Here is a 16,644-nt window from a genome sequence, read left to right on the forward strand (position 1 = left end):
CACCTTTAAAAAATTTATTCTACTTAATAAATATGCACTTACTTAAAAAAACAAAAAAGTAGATAATTAAATTACCTACTTTTTTTATATTTTATTTAACCTTTTCAAATACTTCAGTATTTTCATTCCATTTATAAGTCATATTTGCTGAATTATCTAAATTATAAATATATAAATTTTGTATATCTGCACTACTCTTTATTCTAAATTCATTCATTAAAGCAACAAAACGTTTAGCCTCTCTATAATATTCCTTAGAACCTCCTAAGTCTTTAAAACATATTTTAACAGATATGCCCTTATTACCTTTTTCATCTAAGTATGGTTGATAATTATAATCCATATTTAAATTAAGAGCTAAAAGATTATCAAGATTTTGATCCTTTTGAAAATTTCTTCTTCCCTCATTATCATTCTCTAAAAAATGTTGTTTCTTAAAAGCTTCATTTAACTTTTGCTCATTATTATGTTCTTTTTCATTTTGATTATTATTAACTTTATTAGAGTTTTCTTTTTCATCTTTATTGTTAGTTTTATCTGCATTATTAGATTTATTAGAAGTGTCTTTATTTTTATTTTCCTCTTCAATTTCTTTTCTAACTTCTTCTTTGATTTCTTCTTTTAATTTATCTAAATTTACTTCTTCTTTGTTTTCTGTTACTTCACTTTTAGTTTGTTCAGAATTATTATCTGTTTTATTACATGATATAATTGTAAAAGGAATTAAAATAATTAACATTGTTATAAATATTTTTTTCAAATTAAACATCCCTTCTTATATATTTTATATAAATTATACCAATTTCCCTAATTATTTAGAACAAAAACACAATCTTTTTAATCCCATAATATATGCTATACCAGATATTGATGTACCATAAAAATAAATAGGCTTATTAACCTTTAAAATATTAGTTATAGTACCATTACAGCTAGTACTTCCTGTAGCTAATAAAACATCAGCCCAATTTACAACATCATCAAAGTCATAAATTCCATGCTCTACAACAACATTACACTTCTTTTCACCTATATTTTTATCATTTAAATCAAGAACTCTAACATTAAATTCTTTACTTAATGCATTTAATATTCCTGGTTGAAGACCAATAAGTGCAATATTTTTACCCTTATAACTTTTTTTCATTTCATTAAAAATCTTTTTTGCACATTCCTTTGGTTCATCATCTTTACAATGAATAGTTCCATTAATAAGATTTAAACTTCTAAGCACTGCATTTAATGTAGCAATAAATACTGGTAAGTTATCCTCTAAAGATAAATCCAAATCCAAAATATCTTTAAGAGTTCCCTTAAAATCCTTTGGATTATCAGTATATGCTTGTCCTATAAATCCTTTATAATTAGAATTTAACAAAACTTCTTTTCCTTTAAGTATTGGATAATCATCTCTATCTGGATTACCTATAGCTTCTTTTGGAGTAAGCTTTTTTGTTAAAATAACTTCTTCATTTATATCCAAATTATTCTCTTTTATTATATTAATAAATTTTTCTTTTATTTCATCATAAAACTTCATATTATCACCTTACTTTAAGAGATTTTCATAAAATCCTTCTTCATATTTTTCTTTAAAACTTTCTATACTCATAATATGCTTTAACTCTCCATTTTTCATAATTCCTATATTATCAGCTAAAACCAAAGCTTCATTAATATCATGAGTAACATGAATAATTGTTGTTTTAAAAGATTTTTTTATCTCCTTTATTTCTTCTATTAAAATATCTTTAGTAACTTTATCTAAAGCACTTAAAGGTTCATCTAAAAGCAAAATATCTGGCTCTATTATTAAAGCTCTAGCTAAAGCTACCCTTTGACTTTCTCCACCACTTAAATTTTTAGGATATCTTTTCTTTAAGTGTTCTATTTTAAATATCTTTAAATACTCATTTACCTTTTCTTTTATTAATTTATTTTTATATCTATTTACTCTTAGTCCGAATGCTATGTTATCTTCTACACTCAAAAATGGAAAAAGTTCATGTTTTTGATATACAAATCCAATTTTTCTTTTTTCTATATCTATATTTGAAATAACCTTTCCTTTATAAATAATTTCACCTGAAAAATTTTCATATAAACCTGCTAAAGTTTCTAAAAAAACTGTTTTTCCATTTCCACTTTGACCTAATATAACAAAGTATTCTCCTTCATTTATATTTAAATTTATATTTTTTAAGGAAAACTTATTTAATTTTAAATTTATGTTTTTAATCTCTAGCATTACTTTTCCCCTCTAAAATTTCAAAAGGTAGTATAGTTAAAATTGATACTATTATAAGTATTGTTGCAACACCAATTGCTATATCCATATCTCCTGTTGCAACATTTAAATATATAGATGTTGGAAGAAGTTCTGTTTTCATTCTTGTAGTTCCAACTAAAAGCATTACAGCTCCAAATTCACCAATAGCTCTTGAAAATGTTATCATAAGAGTTGAAAGTATATCCCTTTTTATTGAAGGTAATATTATCTTATAAAAACACTTAACCTTTGTACATCCAAGTGTTCTTGCAACAAATTCTAATTTAAAATCTAAACCTTCTATTGCAGTCTTTAGCATTTTTATAGAAAAAGATATATTAACAAAAACTTGAGCAAGTATTATACCTCTAACAGTAAAAACAAAGTCTAAACCAATACTTTCTAAAAACCTTCCTATAAAAGAATTACCACAAACTAAAAGCAATGCAATTCCAAGTATTAAATGTGGAAGAGACATAGGAATATATAAAACTGTACATAAAAATTTTTTGAATTTAAATTCTAATCTAGAAAGAGTATAAGCTACTGGAAGTGAAACAACCATACATATTAATGTTGATATTATTGATGTTTGAAAACTAAGCTTAAATGCAAATCTTATTTCTTCTGATAAAATACATTCCTTTATAGTATAAGCTCCCCTTATTATCAAAAATAATATAGGGGTTAATGTAAAGATTAGGGTTAAAACTAATAAAGTTATTAACCCTAATTTAAATATCTTATTTATCATTTTATTTTACTGGTTTAAATCCGTATTTTTCAAATACACTTTTACCTTTATCTGAAGAAACATAATTTACAAATTCAGTAGCTAAATTCTTTTCTTTAGATGCTTCAACTACACCTATAGGTAATATTTGATCAACATTTTGATCTTTTGGTATTTCCACAATAGAAACTTTATCATTATTATATACACTATCTCTTGTTGCTATTGCAGCATCTGCCTTACCATCAACAATTTGTGTTACGATTTCATTTACAGTTGCAACTTTAGCTACAACATTTTTATTTATTCCTTGTAATTTATTTTTTTCTATAATCTTTTGAGTTGTTTGTCCAATTGCATTAGATTTTTCATCCCCTAATATAACCTTTACACCAGACTTTTCAAGATCCTTTAATGTTTTTATATGTTTAGGATTTCCTTTTTTAGTTACAATAACTGGTGTATGATAAGCAACTTTTTTACTATCTCCAACAAGACCTTTCTTTTTAGCTGCATCATAAGCTTTTTGAGATCCTACAATAAACACATCACCTTTTCCTGATGTTTCTAATTGACTAAGTAATTGCATTGAACCTGCAAATATGTACTCTACTTTTACTCCTTTTTCTTTTTCGAAATCCTTTGCAATTTGTCCCATAGGCTTTTTAAGTCCTGCTCCACTATAAACTAATAGTGTCTTTTCGCTTTTTGTATTTGTTTGCTTACTATCAGTTGATGCATCTTGTTTATTTGAGCATCCTACAATACCAAAAGCAACTAAACAAATAGCTATCATTACTGATAACATCTTTTTGATTTTCATAAAACTTCTCCCCCTAGAAATATTTGTTTTTACTATTAAATTATACCATTAATATTGTTTCAATTTTTTTAATAAAAATAAAACTTTATATAAATATAATGTAAAATGATTACATATTTAATAATTCATTAATAAGTTTTCCATTTAATAAATTATAATAAATTAAACCTCATTAAAGTATTTATATTATTAAATTAAAATTCGTTTAAAATTATTTAGTATTAAAGATTATTTAAAAGTATTTTTATATCTATATTTAAATACTTATTAAAAATAAACTTAAACCTTACAATTTACTGAAATTTGAAATTATATTAAATTTAACTATTCATTTTCAAAGTGATATAATTTAATTATTCTTTGGTCCTTTGGTCAAGAGGTTAAGACGCCACCCTCTCACGGTGGAATCAGGGGTTCAATTCCCCTAAGGACTACCATTAAATTCAAAAAAGTGCTATATACAAAATGTATATAGCACTTTTTTTATTAATCATTCCAATCTGACTTTCCACGTTTTAAAAACTTTCCATCTCCCATATTTCCAATAAACTTATTATCTTTAACTATTATCTTTCCTCTTGATATTGTATATATAGGATATCCTTTAACTTTTATTCCTTCATATGCTGAATAATCTACATTTGAATGAAGATTTTTACTACTTAATGTAACTTCTTTATCTGGATCAATTATTACTAAATCTCCATCTGATCCAACTTCAATTGTTCCTTTTTTAGGATAAAGTCCAAATATTTTTGCAGGTTTTGTTGAACAAACATCAACAAATTTATTTATACTTATTCTCTTTTTCATAACGCCTTCTGAGAATATTAAAGGTATTCTTTCTTCAACACCTGGTGCTCCATTTGGACACTTTGTAAAATCATCTTTACCCATTTGCTTGTCTTTATTAAATGCAAAAGGACAATGATCAGTTGCTATTGTTTGAATATATCCATCTTTAATACCCTTCCATAAAGCATTATTATCTTCTTTTTTTCTAAGTGGAGGGCTCATTATATATTTTAATCCTTCATTATTTGGTAAATCATAAAGACTATCATCTAATACTAAATACTGAGGGCATGTCTCAGCATAAACCTTTTGACCTCTTTCTCTTGTAAGTTTTATATAGCTAAGTCCTAATTCTGATGATAAATGAACTACATAAAGTGGCCCTTCTCCTGCAATTTCTGCAATGTTTATCATTCTATTAACAGCTTCTCCTTCACATTCAGATGGTCTGCTTAATGGATGATACTTAGGAGTTTTTAATCCTTCTTTTACGAATTTTTCTCTTAAATATTTTATACTTCCATGATTTTCACAATGAACTGTCATCATTCCATTTAATTCTTTTAATCTTTTAAGAACCTTTAATGCTCCTTCATCATCAATCATATAATCATAAGTTAAATAAATTTTAAAACTTGAAATCCCTTCATCCTTAACAATACTTTCCATTTCTTCTAATATATTTTCATCTATACTTTGAATTACTCCATGAAAACTGTAGTCGATTACAGCTTTACCATCAGCATATCCATGATAAACATCAACTTGATGTTTTAAATTACATCCCTTTGGTCCAAATCCCATGTGGTCTACTATAGTAGTTGTCCCACCACAAGCTGCTGCAACAGTTCCTGTATAAAAATCATCATTTGAAACTGCAATACCAACATCTAAATTAAAATGTGTATGAACATCTACACCACCTGGAATTACATATTTACCATTTGCATCTATAATTTCATCTGCATTTTTATTGAGATTTAATCCAATTTCTTTTATGATTCCATTCTCAATATATATATCTCCCTTATATAAATCACTAGCTGTTGCTATAGTCCCATTTTTAACTAGCAAACTCATATTAAACACCTCTCCATCTTTTTAATACTTATCTTAAGTACAAGAATATAAATTAACATTGAAATAATTAATCCTAATACATAAAAATTATCATAAAAAATCTTTAATATAATAAATTCATATTAAATCAATTTTTCAATTAAATATATTATATCTTGCAATTCTAAATACCCTAATTATAATAATACAAGCCTTAATGTTAATTGTATAGCCTTAACAAATTAAATTAAAATTTCATTAACAGTTATCCCTTTAAGTAATTATTATAAAATATTAATTTAATACTTTATATAATACTTACTTAATAGTTCCTCTTTCTATTAAATATGCTTCTAATTCAACTGTTTTATTTAAAACTTCTTCTTTATTTATAAGTTTAAATAAAAGCTTTATAGACTCTTCTCCCATTTCCCATATAGGTTGTGCAACTGTTGTAAGTTCAGGTTCTATAAATGATGATATATTTATATTATCAAAACCTAATATACTTATATCCTCAGGAATTTTATATCCATTTCTAAGTAAATATTTCATTCCTCCAATTGCCATAACATCACTACTATAAAATATAGCATCTATGTTTTTTTCTTTACTCATTAATTTTTCTGTTGCAGAAAAACCACCTTCCATAGAATATTCTTCATGTATTATAAGTTCTTTATTTAATATATTAAGTTCTTCCATTTTTTCATTAAAACCTATAAGTCTCTCTTTTGATGTTTCAAGATTACTATTTCCAATTATAAATGCTATATTTCTTTTATTATTTTTATAAAGAAAATGAACACCAAGTTTTATACCTTCTTTATTATTACAAAATACTCCATTTACATTTTCATAATTCTTTATTAATCTATCTACTAATACAAAAGGAATCCCATTTGCTTCAAGCTTTTTAAGTCCATCAATTTTTTCTGAAACAGGAGCTATTATTATTCCATCTATTGATTTACTCATTAAAAGATTTATGTATTTTTCTTCTTTTTCTTTGCTATTAAAAGTATTACAAAGAACCATACTATACCCACTCTTTTCAGCAATATTTTCTATTGCCTTTGCAATTTCACTAAAAAAAGGATTTTGTATATCAGGTACTATAACTCCTATACTATAAGATTTATTAGTAGTTAAACTTTTTGCCAAAAAATTTGGAACATAATTAAGTTCTTTTGCTTTATTTAATATTTTTTCTCTTGTTTCTTTAGATATATTTCCATCTTTATTATTAAGCACCATAGATACTGTTGTTTTTGAAACTTCAACTGCTTTTGCTATGTCTGCTAAAGTTGTCTTCCTCATTTTCCACCTCGTAATATGCATATATATTAAAATTATACCATAAAAAGTTATTTTAATTATAAATAAAAAGCACCGCCTTAAAATCTATTTATTATTTATAAGGCTTGGTGCTTAAAATCTTTCTTATATTTTAACTAATTTTTATCTTTAATGTATCAATTTAATATCATATTAAAAATAAATATTTAATTTTTAAAAAACTAATTTTTATTTTCATTTGTATAAATTTTAAGATCAGCTGCTATATTTTTATCAACTTTTTCTCCATTGTATATTTTTGCTGCAAGTTCAACACCAAGTGCTCCGATTTCATCTGGTTGTTGAGCTATAGTTGCATCCATTGTTCCAGCTTCTATTGCATTTTTTGCATCATCGTTTCCATCAAATCCAATTACAATAGTGTTAAGTCCAGCTGCTTGTATTGCCTTTGAAGCACCAAGTGCCATTTCATCATTATGTGCAAATACTACTTGAATATCAGAATTTCTTTGTATAATATTTTCCATTACTTGAAGTCCTTTTTGTCTATCAAAATCAGCTGCTTGTATTGATATAAAATTAGCTTTCTTATCTTTATCTAATACATTATGGAATCCTTTTCCTCTATCTCTTGTAGCTGAAGCTCCTGGAATACCTTGAAGTTCAACTATATTTATTTTGTCTTTATCTTTAAACTTATCAAGAACATATTTTCCAGCCATTTCTCCACCAACTACGTTATCTGATGCAATATGACTTGTAACAACTCCACCATTTGCTTGTCTATCCAATGTTATTACAGGAACATTAGCTTTATTTGCAACTTCAACTGTTTTAATTACTGCATCACTATCTGTTGGGTTAATTAAAAGAGCAACTACACCAAGTTGTATTAAATCCTCTACATTTGATCTTTCTTTTGCAGGATCATTTGTTGAATCAAGAACAATAAGATCAAACCCTAATTTTTTAGCTTCTTTTTCAGCACCCTCTTTCATAGAAATAAAAAATGGGTTATTAAGTGTTGATATTACCATTCCTATTTTTTTCTCATTATTCTTTCTCATACAGCCTGTTAAGGAGCCTACAAAGAAAATACTAATTAGCATAAATGCGATTAATCTTTTTTTTCTTTTCATTATATTACCCTCCTTAAATTATTTTTTTCTGCTTTTTTTATCTAATAATACTGCTATTAATATAACTAATCCTTTTACAATTGATTGATAAAATGGTGATACATTCATTAAGTTTAATCCATTATTTAATACTCCAATTATTAATGCACCAATTATTGTTCCTGAAATTTTACCTTCTCCACCTGCAAGTGAAGTTCCTCCAATAACAACTGCTGCGATTGCATCAAGTTCAAATCCTGTTCCTGCATTTGGTGAAGCAGATCCTATTCTACTTGTAATAATTACCCCAGCTATTGCTGAAACAAATCCTGAAACAACATAAGTCATCATCTTAATTCTATCAGTATTTATTCCTGAAAGTTTTGCTGACTCTTCATTTCCACCTAAAGCGTAAAGATATCTACCAAATTTAGTTTGTGATAATATAAATATTGCTATAATTGCTATAATAATTGTAATAATAACTGGTACTGGTATAAAACCAAGCTTTGCATTACCTATTTTTGCAAAACTTTCTGATAATTTTGATATTGGTGTTCCATCTGTATATACTAATGTAACCCCTCTAAATATTGTCATAGTTGCAAGTGTTGCTATAAATGCTTGTAATTTTCCTTTTGCTATTAAAATACCGTTTATAAATCCAATGATAATACCGCATACTGCTGCACCTAAAATTGCTAAAGTAATACTTCCAGTTGATTTTACTATTGATGCTGAAAGAGCTCCACTAATTGCAAGTGTTGAACCAACTGATAAATCTATTCCTCCTGTTAATATAACAAAAGTCATACCAACAGCTATAATTGCATTAACTGAAACTTGTGTAAACACGTTTGTTATATTTGCTATACTTAAAAACTTTGGTGTTACACATGATATAATTACACATAATAATACTAATCCTATTAAAGATTTATATTTATCTAAGTATACTTTGTAGTTTTCTTTCATTTTAAAAACTCCTCTCAAAATAAAAATTTATATTTCCTTTTATACTTTTATTTTTACTTTATCCCAACGGCTAATTTCATTATTTTTTCTTGTGTTGCTTCTTCTCTACTTACTTCTCCTGTTATTTTTCCTTCACTCATAACAAGAATTCTATCACTTATACCAAGTACTTCTGGCATATCAGAAGAAATCATTATAATAGCTTTTCCACTTTCTTTAAGCTCATTTAATAATTCATAAATTTCTTTCTTAGCTCCAACATCTATTCCTCTTGTTGGTTCATCAATAATTAAAACTTCTGGTTTTGTTAAAAGCCATTTAGCTAAAATAACTTTTTGCTGATTACCACCACTTAAATTTTTAATAAGTTGTTCTGGATTTGGTGTTTTTATTCTAATTTTCTTTATATAATCGATTACATCAGATGCCTCTTTTTTCTTATCTAATACAAATAATTTATTTTCATAACTATCAAGATTTGATATAGTCATATTATCTGAAACAGATAGTCCAAGGACACACCCTTCTTTCTTTCTATCTTCTGAAAGATAACATATACCATTTTTTATAGCTTCTGTTATACTATTTCCATGAAGTTCTTGTCCATTTATTTTTACTGTTCCATTTGTCTTTTTATATGCACCAAATATTGTTTTTGCAAGTTCTGTTCTTCCTGAACCCATAAGTCCTGCAATTCCAAGTATTTCTCCTTCTCTAACTTCAAAGCTTGCATTTTCTACTCCAGCATTTGAACTTAAATTTTTAACATCTAATATAACATTTCCTTTTTTAACTTCTCTATATGGAAACTGATCTTCAATTTTTCTTCCAACCATCATTGTTATAAGGTCATCATTATCTATATCTTTAATTAATGCATTTCCTGCATATTTACCGTCTCTTAAAACTTCAACTCTATCGCATATTGCAAATATTTCTTCCATTCTGTGTGATATGTAAATTATAGCAAGACCCTTGCTTTTTAAATTTTCTATTACTTTAAAAAGATTTTTTGTTTCAACTTCAGTAAGTGCTGTTGTTGGTTCATCCATTATTATTATTGCTGCATTTTTTGTTAATGCTTTTGCTATTTCAACCATTTGTTTTTCACCAACATTCAAATTGCCAGCAAGCTCATTTGGATCAACTGTACATCCAATTTGCTCTAAAAACATTTTACTTCTTTCAACCATAAGTTTTTTATTTATTTTTCCAAAATTATTTGTTTTTTCATTACCTAAAAATATATTTTCAGCAACTGTTAAGTTATTTATTATACTAAGTTCTTGGTGAATTATTGTAACTCCAAGTTCCTCTGCTGATTTTATACCTTGAATATTAGCTTCTTCACCTTGAAGATATATTTTACCTTCATCCTTTGTATAAACTCCACTTAATATTTTCATAAGAGTTGATTTTCCTGCTCCATTTTCACCCATTAAAGCAGTAACCTCACCTCCATAAGCAGTAATATTTACATTGTCTAGTGCTTTAACACCAGGGAATGACTTACTCACTCCCTCCATTTTAAGCATTGGTTTTTTTGCATTCATTCTAAACGCCTCCTCTTAAAATACAACTCCTGACTTTAAAATAATATTTGCATAAGGAGTTTGCTCACCTGTTCTTATTACAGCCTTGCATTCCTTTAAGTTTTCTTTTAACTTTTCATGACTTACGAATGTTACTTTTACATCACCAATTTCTTTCTTTATTTCCTTATAAAGATCATTGCTTATTTTTTCTGTTTCTGTTGCAAGTACTACTTCTTCAATTTCTAATTCTAATAAAACTGCTTTTAATGTATCTATAAATGTAGGTAAATTCTTAATTATTGCAAGGTCTATTCTTTTTACATCCTTTGGTATAGGTAATCCACAATCTCCTATTGCCAAAGAATCTGTATGTCCCATTTCTGATATTACTGAACTTATTTGGCTATTTAATAACTTTGTTTTTCTCATATATTAATCTTCCTCTCCATAAACTTCAACTACTTCCTCTATACTTGCTATTGAAGGTTGTGCTCCTCTTCTTTGTACTGTTATAGATGAAACTTTATTTCCAAACCTTACTGCCTTTAAAAGATTTTCAAAAGTCATTTCATTTATATTTAACTTCGTACTTAATCCTCCAATAAAGCTATCACCTGCTGCTGTTGTATCTATTGCATTTACTTTAAATGCTTTAACTATTTCAGCCTTTTCTTTGCTTATAACAGCTGCTCCTTTTGAACCTAAAGTTATAATTACAAACTTAACTCCTTTTTTGAAAAATTCTGAAGCTGCAATTTTTGCTGTTTCTAAATCGTTAACTTCTATTCCTGTTAAAAGTTCTGCTTCTGTTTCATTTGGAATTATTATATCTGTATATTTTAATAATTCATCTTTTATTTTTTTTGCTGGTGCTGGATTTAAAATAGTTAATTTATTATTTTCCTTAGCCATTTTAAATCCTTCAATTGTAATATCTTCTGGTGTTTCAAATTGAGATATTACAATATCACTTTCCTTTATAACATTCTCACATTTTTTTATTTCATCGTTATTTAATGTCATGTTTGAACCTGATATAACAACAATTGAATTATTACCATTATCATTTACTGTTATCATAGCCATTCCTGTTGGTTCTTTTTCATCAACAAATATATATTCTGTATTTATTCCTTCTTTATCTAAAAGACCTTTTAATATTTTTCCATTATCATCTTGTCCAATTTTACTTATCATTGTAACTTTATTGCCACATCTTTTTGCAGCAACCCCTTGATTAGCTCCTTTTCCTCCAGCTATTTTTTCAAAGGATTTTGAAAGTATGGTTTCTCCTTCCTTTGGCATGTTCTTAACCTTTATAACTAAGTCCATATTTATGCTTCCAATTACACAAACTTTATTCATCTTCCCCATCCTTTCTTTACTTAACCGTTAAACTAAATCGGTTAAGTAAATCATAATACATTTTAAAATCGTTTACAAGTCTTTTTTGAAAATTTTCTGAATTTTTTATTTAAATTTAATTATAATGAGTGATTTTTTCTATATTAAATTACAAAACAGGTAGTTTTTTACTTAACTACCTGTTTTGTATAAATATAAATTTATCTCATATATTGATGTACTAATTCATAGCATCTATTTTTATAATTAAATTCTTGATAAAAATTATTTTTTAAAAAAGCTTCATTTGAACTGATTCTAAATTTACAGTATTTAAAAATTCATCTTCACTTATAATTTTTATTCCAAGTTCTTTAGCTTTTGATATTTTGCTAACTCCAGGATTTTCTCCAACAACTACCATATATGTTTTACCACTTATACTTTGTGTAACAGCTCCGCCATACATGATTGCAAGTTCTTGAAGCTCAATTCTATCCTTCTTAGTATCTCCTGTAAAAACTATTTTCTTTCCATCAAATAAATTTTCTATAATATTTTCTTTAGCCTTTTCAAGTCTTAATTTTTCTGCTTCTTTTTCCTCTTTGCTCTTTCTTACAAACTTAGGTGAAGCTTTTTTATCCCTTGACTTATCAAGTTTATCTTCTAACTTTTTTTCACTCTTTTTATCTAAACTATACTTAACACGACTATCTATAGTTTGCCATTTTTCTGGATTTAATTTTTTTAAAAGTTCTAATAAATCAAGAACATCTTGAATAGCATTATGTTCTTGTCCATCTTTAATTCCATAATACTTTAATAAGTCAACAAGTTTATAACTATCAAGCTTAACCATTGCTCTAATTGTATTTAAGCTACAATAGAACTTTTGCTTATCATCAACAAATCCCCAATGCTTTAAAAATTTCCTATCAAAACTTGCATTGTGAGCTAATAATGGGCATTTATACTTTTTAACTAAAGCTTTAAATTTTTCTTTAATTTCTTCATCTTCTTCTATTGCTTCTAATCCATTTCCATAACCTTTTTTATACTCTTGTTCATCTATAACTTTCTTTAAATGAAGAGTATCTATAACTCTATAATCTTCAACTACAACAGCAGCTATTTCTCTTATTCCATCTTCTTTTTTAAAGCTCATAGGTGTTTCTATATCAACTATTATAAATCTTTCTTTTTTTTGCATATCCAAAAAATATTCTGGATGTACACTATGTAATTTTTCATTTATTTTTAAAATTATTTCATTTTCATCTACATATCCTACTACATCACAAAGTATGGATCCATCACTATATGCACCTTTATAATATAATTCCTTAACTTCTTTTGCTTTTGATGATATTATTTTTAATTCTTTTAATTTTTCAACTTTTTCTTCTTCTGATTTAAATTCTATCCATTCTCTCTTTGGATTTATCATTTACTTACCCCCTTATAGAAGCCCCTCTTCTCTATATCTTTCCATAGCTTTAATTAAATAACTTAATGTAGAAAAATCTCTATCTATTCTTTCTGATGCAATTTTAAGTCCTTGAATTAATGATTTTTCATTAAAGTTTTCCATTAATCTCATTATACTTACAGTATTTATTTTACCTTCTTTTGTATCTAGAACTCTTGATTTCTTAATATACTCATTGTCCATTACTTTATTTAATGAAGTCATTAATTCTAAGCTAAGGTCTAGCTTTGGAAAATCATCTAATATTTTAACTTCTTCATCTTTAAATTTTAAATTTACTGCCTTACTTATATCAGTATTTAAAAATATAACATTTTTAAATTTAGCACCATCAAAATCTACACCTTCTAAATTAACACCTTCAAATATTGCATTTTTAAACTCAGCTTTTTTAAATTTACTTTTCTTTAAATTACTACCTATAAATTCAGTCCATTTAAATGTACAACCAAAGAAATCACATGATTTAAAATGTGCCCCTCTAAAGCTTGCAAAATTAAAATTTGACCCTGAAAATTCACTGTTATAACAGTTAGCTCTTCTAAAATCATTATACATAAAGTTTTTATTTGTTTTTTTCCCATTATTGTAATGGAATCTTTCATTTGTTTTTTTATTTATAGCCATATAATCCTCCAAGCTAATTTATTTATAAATTTATTAATAAATTCCTATTAAATTTTACTTTTATCTCACTCTATATTATCATACAATACAATTTATTTATATGTTTTATTTATTTTCATTTAAGAGTATTTTATATACGTTATATATCTTCAAAAAATTTTTAATATATATAATTTATATTTACCTTTACATTAATTTTAAGGTTATAATTAAATTAAACTATATTTTATTGGAGGTATTGAAGATGGATTTTAAAAAAATAAATAATACTTGGATTTTAAGAATAGATAAAGGTGAAAACATAGTAAGTTCTATTAAAAACTTTTGTAAGGATAATAATATAAAACTTGGTTCAATTTCTGCTATAGGTGCAGCAACAAATATAAAAATAGGATACTTTGATTTAAATACAAAAGTATATAATGAGACTGTATTTGATGGAAAATATGAAATAACAAGTTTACTTGGAAATTTAACAACTAAAGATAATGAACCTTATCTTCATCTACATATAAATTTTAGTGGTGAAGACTGTGTAACTTATGGTGGCCATTTTGTTGAAGGAACCGTTACTGCTGTTTGTGAAATTATTTTAACTGAATTAGATGGACAAATCCCTAGATATTTAGATAAAGTATCTGGATTAAACGTAATGAATTTAAAATAAAGCAAAAAAAGATATAGAATTAGTCATTCTTTCTAATTCTATATCTTTAAATTATTTTATACAATAAATTTTATTTATCTTATAAATAAATTATTAAAATTTCTATTACTATAATTATTTAATCATATATTTTTATATTTTTTCTGTTATTTTATTTAAAAACTTAACTTCGTCACTGTTTAAATATTTTGATAACTTTTCTCTCACTATTTCATGATAATTATTTATCCAATTTATTTCTTCTTCACTTAAAAGCTCTTTATTTATACCATTTGTATCTATTGGACAATATGATATAACATCAAACTTATAAAACTTTCCAAATTCTGATTCTTTATCTTCTACAACAAGCATAGTATTTTCTGTTCTTATTCCATGCTTACCTTCTTTATATATTCCAGGCTCATTTGTTATAATCATTCCTGGTTTTAATACTACATTATTTGGAACTTGGCTTATACTCTGAGGCCCTTCATGAACATTTAAGAAAAATCCAACACCATGACCTGTGCCACATTTATAATCTATTCCTTTATTCCATAAAGGTTCTCTAGCCTTTATATCAATATTTGAACCTGTTGTTCCATCTAAAAACTTTGTAGTTAGTAAATTTATATGCCCCTTTAAAACTAATGTAAAATCATTTTTTTCCTCTTGTGTAAGCTTTCCAAGTACAAATGTTCTTGTAATATCAGTGGTTCCATCTAAATATTGTCCACCTGAATCAACTAAAAAAAAGCCTTCTTTTTTAAGCTCATAATTACTTAATTTTGTCGCACTATAATGCATCATAGCAGCGTGTTCTTTATAACCTGCAATTGTATTGAAACTTTCCCCTTTAAAAAATTCACCAAAACTTCTAAATTCCTTTAGCTTTTCTGAAGCTGATATTTCTGTAATCTTTTCTTTTCCAACATTATTTTCTAACCACATTCTAAACTTAACCATAGCTACTCCATCTCTTATTTGGCATCTGTTTAGATTTTCTAATTCTATTTTATTTTTTATAGCCTTTAATTTTGTTATTATATTTAAACTTTCTATAACCTTACAATTAGAATTTATGTTTTCATATATAAGTGAATTAATTTTTTTAGGATCAATAAGTATATTTCCTTCTAATAATTTAGTATCTTCAATTATTTTATTGTAATTTTTAATATATATATTATCCTTTTCTAATTCATATTTAATTTTCTCTGAAACCTTCTCTTCATCTATATAAATATAAGCTTTATTCTTTTCAATAATTGAATAACTTAAAAATACAGGATTATATAAAATATCATTTCCTCTAAGGTTATAAAGCCAAGCAATATCATCTAATGATGATATTATATAATAATCAACATTTAAAGAAGTCATCTTTTCTCTTACTTCTTGTAACTTTTCTTCTCTACTTTTTCCTGCATATTTTACATCATGAATAAATATATTTTCATTCGGAAGGCTTGGTCTATCTTCCCAAACATATTGAAGTAAATCTTCATCTATTTTTATTTTAAATAAATTACTTTTTTCAATTTCTTTAAAGGACTTGTAGTCCTTTACTGAAAATACTTTTCCATCAAAAGCTAAAACCTCACCCTTTTTAATATTTTCTTTAATCCATTCATTTAAAGTTGGATATCCTTCTATTCTCATTTTGAATAATTTTATATTAGAATCCTTTAGTTCTTTTTCTGCTTGAATAAAATATCTGCCATCAGTCCAAAGTATAGATTCCTTTAATCCAATAAGTAAAGTTCCTGCTGACCCTGTAAATCCTGACATAAACTGTCTTCCTTTAAAATAATCACTTACATATTCACTACCATGTGAATCTGAACTTGGAATAATATAATAATCTATCCCCTTTTCCTTCATTATTCCTCTAAATTTTTCTAATCTATTTTTTATAAGATTATTCAT

The 16,644-nt window shown here is 26.0% G+C and carries 16 protein-coding genes and 1 tRNA gene; 2 read left to right on the forward strand and 15 right to left on the reverse strand.

What is annotated here, in order from left to right:
* Positions 1-91 precede the first annotated feature (91 nt).
* From AC4FQW_RS03830 to modA, 5 genes are all read right to left on the reverse strand, one after another.
* A complete protein-coding gene (locus tag AC4FQW_RS03830; protein WP_491147329.1) occupies positions 92-760 on the reverse strand; it encodes a hypothetical protein in 669 nt (222 codons plus the stop codon).
* 51 nt (positions 761-811) lie between these two features.
* Positions 812-1,540 (reverse strand): Rossmann-like domain-containing protein, encoded by a 729-nt coding sequence (locus tag AC4FQW_RS03835; RefSeq protein ID WP_491147331.1) that lies wholly within the window; start codon positions 1,538-1,540, stop codon positions 812-814.
* Between the two features lie 9 nt (positions 1,541-1,549).
* A complete protein-coding gene (locus AC4FQW_RS03840; protein WP_491147332.1) occupies positions 1,550-2,248 on the reverse strand; it encodes an ABC transporter ATP-binding protein in 699 nt (232 codons plus the stop codon).
* A complete protein-coding gene (locus tag AC4FQW_RS03845; protein ID WP_303129577.1) occupies positions 2,235-2,942 on the reverse strand; it encodes an ABC transporter permease in 708 nt (235 codons plus the stop codon). The genes AC4FQW_RS03840 and AC4FQW_RS03845 overlap by 14 nt, the downstream gene beginning before the upstream one ends.
* Positions 2,943-3,024: 82 nt before the next feature.
* Positions 3,025-3,825, reverse strand: coding sequence for a molybdate ABC transporter substrate-binding protein (modA, locus tag AC4FQW_RS03850; protein ID WP_491147334.1), 801 nt, complete (start codon positions 3,823-3,825; stop codon positions 3,025-3,027).
* 362 nt (positions 3,826-4,187) lie between these two features.
* Here modA and AC4FQW_RS03855 point away from each other — a divergent pair.
* Positions 4,188-4,262 (forward strand) — tRNA-Glu (locus AC4FQW_RS03855).
* Positions 4,263-4,311: 49 nt separating this feature from the next.
* Here AC4FQW_RS03855 and hydA read toward each other — a convergent pair.
* The 9 genes from hydA to AC4FQW_RS03900 form a co-directional block, all read right to left on the reverse strand.
* Positions 4,312-5,700 carry a dihydropyrimidinase gene (hydA, locus tag AC4FQW_RS03860; RefSeq protein WP_491147336.1) on the reverse strand — a complete coding sequence of 463 codons (1,389 nt, stop codon included), beginning with the start codon at positions 5,698-5,700 and terminating at the stop codon, positions 4,312-4,314.
* Between the two features lie 297 nt (positions 5,701-5,997).
* Positions 5,998-6,999: a LacI family DNA-binding transcriptional regulator gene (locus AC4FQW_RS03865; protein ID WP_303129574.1), complete on the reverse strand. Its 1,002-nt coding sequence runs from the start codon at positions 6,997-6,999 to the stop codon at positions 5,998-6,000.
* A 200-nt stretch (positions 7,000-7,199) separates the two neighbouring features.
* Positions 7,200-8,117 (reverse strand): ribose ABC transporter substrate-binding protein RbsB, encoded by a 918-nt coding sequence (rbsB, locus tag AC4FQW_RS03870; RefSeq protein ID WP_303129573.1) that lies wholly within the window; start codon positions 8,115-8,117, stop codon positions 7,200-7,202.
* A gap of 18 nt (positions 8,118-8,135) precedes the next feature.
* Positions 8,136-9,071, reverse strand: a complete 936-nt coding sequence (locus AC4FQW_RS03875; protein WP_303129572.1) for an ABC transporter permease subunit — start codon at positions 9,069-9,071, stop codon at positions 8,136-8,138.
* A 53-nt stretch (positions 9,072-9,124) separates the two neighbouring features.
* Positions 9,125-10,624 carry a sugar ABC transporter ATP-binding protein gene (locus AC4FQW_RS03880; RefSeq protein WP_303129571.1) on the reverse strand — a complete coding sequence of 500 codons (1,500 nt, stop codon included), beginning with the start codon at positions 10,622-10,624 and terminating at the stop codon, positions 9,125-9,127.
* Between the two features lie 15 nt (positions 10,625-10,639).
* Complete coding sequence (gene rbsD / locus AC4FQW_RS03885; protein ID WP_303129570.1) at positions 10,640-11,035, reverse strand: D-ribose pyranase; 396 nt, start codon at positions 11,033-11,035, stop codon at positions 10,640-10,642.
* A 3-nt stretch (positions 11,036-11,038) separates the two neighbouring features.
* A complete protein-coding gene (gene rbsK, locus AC4FQW_RS03890) occupies positions 11,039-11,971 on the reverse strand; it encodes a ribokinase (RefSeq protein WP_303129569.1) in 933 nt (310 codons plus the stop codon).
* A 271-nt stretch (positions 11,972-12,242) separates the two neighbouring features.
* The gene (locus AC4FQW_RS03895; protein WP_491147340.1) at positions 12,243-13,397 is read right to left on the reverse strand and encodes a 3'-5' exonuclease; all 1,155 of its coding nucleotides are present in this window, start codon (positions 13,395-13,397) and stop codon (positions 12,243-12,245) included.
* A 12-nt stretch (positions 13,398-13,409) separates the two neighbouring features.
* Positions 13,410-14,066 (reverse strand): pentapeptide repeat-containing protein, encoded by a 657-nt coding sequence (locus AC4FQW_RS03900; protein WP_491147341.1) that lies wholly within the window; start codon positions 14,064-14,066, stop codon positions 13,410-13,412.
* Between the two features lie 244 nt (positions 14,067-14,310).
* On the opposite strand from AC4FQW_RS03900, the gene AC4FQW_RS03905 reads away from it, so the two are divergent.
* Positions 14,311-14,733 (forward strand): PPC domain-containing DNA-binding protein, encoded by a 423-nt coding sequence (locus tag AC4FQW_RS03905; RefSeq protein WP_491147343.1) that lies wholly within the window; start codon positions 14,311-14,313, stop codon positions 14,731-14,733.
* 132 nt (positions 14,734-14,865) lie between these two features.
* On the opposite strand, the gene AC4FQW_RS03910 is transcribed toward AC4FQW_RS03905, so the two are convergent.
* Positions 14,866-16,644 carry an aminopeptidase P family protein gene (locus AC4FQW_RS03910; protein ID WP_491147345.1) on the reverse strand — a complete coding sequence of 593 codons (1,779 nt, stop codon included), beginning with the start codon at positions 16,642-16,644 and terminating at the stop codon, positions 14,866-14,868.

It is taken from the genome of Clostridium sp. TJA085 (assembly GCF_058310235.1).